The sequence below is a fragment of the Streptomyces sp. WG7 genome, from assembly GCF_049975785.1.
Taxonomy (GTDB): domain Bacteria; phylum Actinomycetota; class Actinomycetes; order Streptomycetales; family Streptomycetaceae; genus Streptomyces.
The window spans coordinates 1-5726 of the sequence record NZ_JBNGGE010000102.1; the positions used below are offsets into that span (position 1 = coordinate 1).

A 5726-nucleotide genomic window follows, 5' to 3' on the forward strand; every position below is an offset into this window, starting at 1 on the left:
TGTCCTGTCGAAGTGCATCTGGCAGATAGCGACTTGCTGAACTGCGGAGGTGTCAGGTGGTTTGAGAACGCTGACGGTTGGTGTTCTCAAACCACCTGGCTTTCACGGAAACACTCAACGGTGATGCCACACGAGCGTGTAGCGCCAGAACAGCCGACGCCGCAGTCGTGCGCCGGGCAGGACGGAACGGGCCTCGCGGACGATGTCGGGGAAGCTCATGTCCGCCGGTCGGGTCAGGGCCGTCATCGAGACCGGACGAGGTGCCGTGCGGCCCCTGTTCTTGAGCCAGCCCGTGGCGGCGTTGAGAGGGATAGCTGCGGCTCCGAGCAGGTGGTCGCCTGGGGTCGTCGGGCGCGACAGCCCAAGAATCACCAGGGTTCCTCCGGGCGCCAGGTGTTGGCGGAAGACGGTGAGAGCATCGGTGAACGGCAGATGGTGGATCGTGGCGACGCACGTGATGACATCGTAGGAGTCGGCGGGGATCCCGGTCAGCGCGTCTGCGGTGGTGAAGGTGACGGGGGTTGCCGAAGGGGTTAGGTCCTGTGCCCGGGCGATGATCTTCGGGTCGGAGTCGATGCCGTGCACCGTGCTTGCGTGCGTGGCCAAGAGTCTGGCCAGGTCGCCACTGCCGGAGCCGACGTCCAGGGCACTGTCGAAGCGTCGGGGGAGCTGCCGCAGGATCCAGGGGTGGTAGTGGGCGTTGTGGTCCCAGGGGTGGGCAGCATTGAACTGGTCAAGAGCCCGGAGGACGCGGTGCGGCAGTGTCGTCATACCGTCACTCCATCAAGATCTTGGTGCCCGCGACATCTCAATGGCCGAACGACTGGGTTAGCCGAGTAGATGTCCTGTCGCGGTAGAGGCAGAGTCTCCGGTAGAGGGGGTCCTGGGTTCCAAGGGTTGTGTAGATCCGTGCGAATCGTCGGCTCAGCTCGGCGGTCGTTGCCAGGTAGAGCTCTTTGGGGTCGAGGGCGGCTGTGGGCGGGTCGAGGATCAGGTGCGTCAGCACCACGATCTCGGGGAACGCCGCGAGGTGACTGCGGTCCTCAGCCGAGATCTTCTTACTGACGGCGAGAGCTTCGACGCGGTCGAGGCGATCGGTCCACTCCTTCCCGAGGTCGATCGGCATTCCGGAGGCGGACCAGTCCTCGACGATTTTCCGCGCCAGGTCGAGGGCTCGTCCGGTCTGCCGGTGCCGGCGGGCGAGTTGGTCGAGTCGACGCTGGGCCTCGATGACTTCGGGCAGGGCGACGAGCGGGATGTCGTGAGTGGAGCGCGTCCAGAGCTGATGCCGCGGGCAGAGGTGGACGTGGGCGGGCGAGAGAGTGATCACCACGGAAGCGGTGGGGCTGCGGCGGGCTGTGCAGCAGCGGCAGGGACGGCTGATCAGCCGTTCCGTTCGCTGCCCGGGACCGTGTGGGCTGAGGAATTCGGCGAGCGCGGGCAGGGCCCTGGCGAGGTGGGGCGTCGGGCGCCCGGAGAGTGTGGCCAGACGGTCAGGTGAGTGAGAATTCCAGCCGGTGGTGGTGTTGCTGAGCGGGGAGAACTCCGGCGGCAGCGGGCCCAGGAGGCGGGCGAGGAAGCTCGCGGGACGATTGTTGGCGACGGCCAGGCGGTGGAGATAGGAACCTAGGGTCTCGTCGTGGACAGGGCCGAGAGTGACAGGCAGCCGGCGGAGTTGGTCAGACTGCGTCGGCATCCGGCCTCCGGCGGCGGGGTCGTCGGCTGCGGCGGTGTTCCTGGCGGGCGTCCTCGGCGGTCTGGTCGACCTCGATGGTCTCCAGAGTCTTGCGGGTGATGGCCTCGCTGCCGCTGATGATGGCCTCAAGGGCGGCGCCGCGGACGAGTTGGGAGAGGCTGCCGATCGCGCCGTCGGTGCGTTCGTGGAGATACCCGTCGAGCTTGACCAGGCTGCCGGGCTTGTGCCGGTGGAGTAGTAGGGCGTCTTCGAGCGAGGCGATCAGGTTCCGCCAGTTCTGCCGCTGTGCGGTGGTGCCGTAGGCGAACGGTTCGGTGTCGGTGACGGTGTATCGGCCGGCGATCTGCTGGCCCCGGACCCCGCTGAACAGGCCGCTCGCGGCGACGTCGATGCCGGCGAGTACGAAGGTGGCGGGGATCCGCTCGGACAGGTATTTGAGCTGGTCGGAGGCTTCTGCCCCGGCTTGTGTGTTGAGGTTGAGGTTGTGGATCTCATCGACGAGCGCGAGTTCGACGCGCATTTTGATTAGCAGGTCGCAGACGGCGTTGGTGATGGAGGTCTGGGTCTCCTGCCGGACGACGGGAAGGCCGAGGAACCGGGCGAACTCGATGGCGAGCATCTTCGGCGTGGCCCGGGGCGGGACGGTGACGTAGACGACCGGCAGTCTTCCTGCGGCGGCCGGGCCGAGTCGTTTACGGACCAGGAGTTCATGGTTGCGGCCGAGCTGGGCGATGGCGGTCGTCTTTCCGGTCCCGGCCTGGCCGGTGACGATCAGCCCGCGGCGGCCGGAGATCTGGTGCCGGTTGAGCAGGACCAGGCGCCGTCCGGTGGTGAACACGTTGCGGACGGTGGGGGTGGCCACGATCACGAGCCGGGAGTGATAGTCCAGCCGGGGCTCGTTGTAGGCGAGCCGCTTCTCCTCGTCCAGGGCCTTGAAGGCCCGCAGCGAGAGCATGGTCGGGCAGACCGGGGCGTCGTCGACGAACTGTCTCCAGCCGTCCTTGGTGGTCAGCGGGTTGTGCTCGTCGTCATGGGCGTCGGGCGGAGTCACCACAGAGGCTTACCCTCCTCTTCCAGGGGGTTGAAGACGCCGAACGGGGTGACCGGCGTCTCCTCCGGCCCTTCGTTCTCGCTGTCGTCCGCATCGGCGGACGGGTCGGACGGGAGCGCGGGCCGTGCGGGGGCCTCAAGGGCTGCCCGGGTGCGGGCCATGACCTGCTCCGATCCGGCCGGCGGCTTCCCCGCCCTGCGCAACAGCTTGGCCAGGACCTGGGCGATGGCGGTCTCGCTGGTGTCGTCGCGGCCCTGGTCAGCGAGAAGCTGGCGTGCGTGGCGCCAGGTGAAGTCGGCGAACGGAGCCCGGACCATGGGCAGATGGGTCCACGGGACTTCGATCCACCGGCGGCTGTCGCTTCGCCGTACCCAGACGCGGGAGACGTCGTAAGGGTCGTAGTGGACCTCCCACAAATCCTGCTTGCCCGTCACCCCGGACGGCTGCCGCCGCAGCCGGTTGAGCTCGGGGCTGTCGTAGGTGCGGTAGTTGACCTTGACGCCGTAGTCGTTGATCGCCCTCCAGACCGCGGGCAGCAGTTCGATGTAGTCCTCCGCCGACAGAGCGACGGGTAGGTATCCGGCGCGGGCGACGGCGATGGCGTACGACTCGTTCGGCGACAGCGTCCGCCCCGCCATATAGGGGTTGCGCAGGCCCTCGTGGGGACGCTGCTGCCAGCAGATGATCCATTCGTCCAGGAGATCCTGGAGCTGGGCGAGGGTCCAGACCGCCTCGGAGGCCGGATCGCTGCCGCGACGGGTGACATCGGAGCCGGTGTAGCCCGCGACGTACTGGCAGAACAGCGAGTTGATCGACGCGAATGTCCTCTCCACGATCGCCTTGTCCGTCGGGGTCTTGGGCCGGGCGAGCTGCAGCGAGATCCCCAGCAGCGAACAGGCGGAGGAGAACGTGTCGGAGACGAACACCTTGCCGTGGTCGATCACGATGGTGTCCGGGACGATGACCGGCTTGGCCGCTGCTTTCTCCAACCGTGCGTCCACCGCCATGAGCCGCTGGTGAGGCAGGATCGAGTCCGACATCGCCAGGGTCTGGCTCCAGCCCGGCCGCATCGGCTCGGGAACCAGCATCCTCGCCAGCAGCACCGCGGCGTCGACACCCTTCGTGCCCGCGGGCCTGAGCAGGGCAGCGCAGATCGTGCGCGTCGTGACATCGACCGCGATCGTCATCTCCGGGCGAGCCACGACTCCGTCGTCCAGCACCGCCATCACGTCCAGCCGCGTGGAGTCGATCTGCACGATCTCCCCAGGGCGGGCTGCCATGGACGGGGTGAACGGCCCCAGGGGCCGAAGAGCCCGCTGGCGGCGGACCGTGGCCGACCCGAAGGATTCGTTGTTCTTGGCGAGGCTGTTCACCAGCCGGTAGAAGGTCGCCCTCTTCGGCAGGAGCTTCACCGCTTCCTCACCGTGCTTCGCGGCGAGGATCTGCTCGGTCTGCAGCATGAGCCGCTTGCGGTCGCCCGTCGAAAGGTCCGTCTGCCCGGCCAGTGCCTCGGTGACAGCCTCGACGACGCGCTCGTCCGTCCTTCCGGTGCCGGGGACCGGGGCCGGTGGTTTCCGGGACCGGCCGTCCACCAGTCCCCACAACCCCTCGGCCTCGTAGCGCTGCCGCATCCGCAGAAAGGTCCGCTTGCTGATCTGCTGCCCGCCGGCCGCCAGCTCAGCGACCTTCGCAGCTTCCCGCTCCATCAGCGTCCGCCAGGCCGGGTCGTACTCGGGCCGAGGGCTCGTGCCCTCCGCAGCGTCCGGGGGCAGCCCGGTGATGACCTCCACCACGTGCTGTTCCCAGAACCGGGCCTGCTCGACGGCGGGCGGCGGCAACGCGTCGACCAACGCGAACGGCGGCAGGACTCGTTCCGGGACCGCCTCCGGCCCCCGGTCCAGCACCTCGAAATCAGCGGCCGCCATCACGTAGCCAGCAGCCATGACGCTGGTGTCGCCCTCGTCGCTGAGCAGTCGCAGGGCCGTTCCCTCCAGCCCGATGACCTGCTGGTTCCGGCCTTCGAACCGGATCCGGTCGCCGACCCGCAGAACTCCGCGTGGTGCCAGTTCAGCCATGACTCACCGCCGCGCAACCGATCACAGAGTCGTCTCCCAGCGGCACCGCTAGGTCAAGACGCAGGTCACCGCACCAAAGCAGGTGATAGAGCGTCGGCAGGACAGAAAGCGGGTCCCCCGCTGCCTCGGCACCGTCCATGAGCAGCTGCGAGTCGTCGAAAGCGTCCATGAGCCGTTTCGCGACGTCGCCGACCCGGTTGCGTGGATGCCGGTAGCCAGACAGCCAGCGGACGTTGGCCATTTCCACCGGATCGGGCTCGTGCACCAGAGCGAAAGACCAGCAGCCCATCTCCTGGCACATCGCCTCGGTCGCCGAGAACTTCACCGCGTCCTCCGGGCCGATCCGGTCCGCAGGCCGGACATCGACGACCAGGCCCGAACCGTCCTCCAGCCGTGCGAAGTAGTCCGGCGTATGCGAGATCCGGCGTTTCTCCCCCTGCCAGGTCACCCGGAACGGCTGCGAGGCCAGCCCCACCACCCTCCGGTCATGATCGAGGAGCATGGCCCGGTCCCGCTCCAGCCACGACTCGAACCCCACCAGCGACTGCGTCGTCGCCGCCCAGTACCAGCCCGTGAAGTGCCGCTGCCCGCGGTACGACGTGAACTGCCGCACCGGGAGCACCGACTCGAACCGAACCCGGGACACCGCCTCCAGCACGGACTTCCGCAGCCCGCCGCCCTCACCGTCAGCCCACTCGACATCGACCAGCCCCAGATCCATCGCCACCCCCGGCTCCGCGTACTGCCGAAAACGACCGTGACAGGTACAGCGAGAACCGGACCAGAAAAATGAGATCAAACACCACGTACGGGGCAAACGCCGTCGCTCAGCGTGACGCAATGAGAATCCGACAGCACGAACGAGAAGCAGTGAGAATCCGACAGGCACAGTGCGACAGGACAG

General features: G+C 67.7%; 5 protein-coding genes. All 5 read right to left on the reverse strand.

Annotation, left to right across the window (positions count from 1 at the left end):
• Positions 1-114 precede the first annotated feature (114 nt).
• Genes ACP4J0_RS38070 through ACP4J0_RS38090 form a run of 5 tightly spaced genes read right to left on the reverse strand, consistent with a single transcriptional unit; the run spans position 115 to position 5543 of the window.
• A complete protein-coding gene (locus tag ACP4J0_RS38070; RefSeq protein ID WP_391261689.1) occupies positions 115-771 on the reverse strand; it encodes a class I SAM-dependent methyltransferase in 657 nt (218 codons plus the stop codon).
• A gap of 37 nt (positions 772-808) precedes the next feature.
• Positions 809-1696: a TniQ family protein gene (locus ACP4J0_RS38075; RefSeq protein ID WP_426603964.1), complete on the reverse strand. Its 888-nt coding sequence runs from the start codon at positions 1694-1696 to the stop codon at positions 809-811.
• Positions 1680-2750 carry an AAA family ATPase gene (locus tag ACP4J0_RS38080; RefSeq protein WP_426603966.1) on the reverse strand — a complete coding sequence of 357 codons (1071 nt, stop codon included), beginning with the start codon at positions 2748-2750 and terminating at the stop codon, positions 1680-1682. The genes ACP4J0_RS38075 and ACP4J0_RS38080 overlap by 17 nt, the downstream gene beginning before the upstream one ends.
• Complete coding sequence (locus tag ACP4J0_RS38085; protein WP_426603968.1) at positions 2744-4822, reverse strand: Mu transposase C-terminal domain-containing protein; 2079 nt, start codon at positions 4820-4822, stop codon at positions 2744-2746. The genes ACP4J0_RS38080 and ACP4J0_RS38085 overlap by 7 nt, the downstream gene beginning before the upstream one ends.
• The gene (locus ACP4J0_RS38090; RefSeq protein WP_426603970.1) at positions 4815-5543 is read right to left on the reverse strand and encodes a TnsA-like heteromeric transposase endonuclease subunit; all 729 of its coding nucleotides are present in this window, start codon (positions 5541-5543) and stop codon (positions 4815-4817) included. Before ACP4J0_RS38090 ends, ACP4J0_RS38085 begins: the two co-directional genes overlap by 8 nt.
• Positions 5544-5726: the final 183 nt, after the last annotated feature.